The organism is Chryseobacterium sp. SIMBA_028 (assembly GCF_046535285.1).
Lineage (GTDB): Bacteria > Bacteroidota > Bacteroidia > Flavobacteriales > Weeksellaceae > Chryseobacterium.
The window spans coordinates 1-259 of record NZ_JAWRWZ010000463.1 but is presented as its reverse complement, the minus strand read 5'-3'; the positions used below and the strand labels follow the sequence as shown (position 1 = coordinate 259).

At 52.9% G+C, this 259-nt stretch carries 1 protein-coding gene; it reads right to left on the bottom strand.

Annotated features, from left to right (window positions below; genetic code table 11):
* Nucleotides 1-178 (bottom strand): DUF3562 domain-containing protein (locus SCA31_RS24135; RefSeq protein WP_410699522.1); only part of this gene is annotated, 178 nt, incomplete at its 3' end.
* Between the last annotated feature and the right edge of the window lie 81 nt (nt 179-259).

The window sequence follows — 259 nt, the reverse complement described above, 5'->3', positions numbered from 1 at the left end:
GAGTCCTCAAGCTTTCCCGTACGCGCCTTGCGGCGAACAGCGGAACGTAGTCCATGATTCGTGCATCGCGCTTGTAGTCTTCGACGGCATTTGCATACAACTGCGCCACAAGGTCTTCCGCATTGTCAGTGGACTCAGCGATTTCATGCACGATTTTCTCCGGGTCTTCCGTCTTCATCGAGCGCTCCGGTAGTCAGAGTAGGAGAATTGAATTCAAGGACATGCCAACCACATAGGCCAATGAATTTCGCCAATGCGC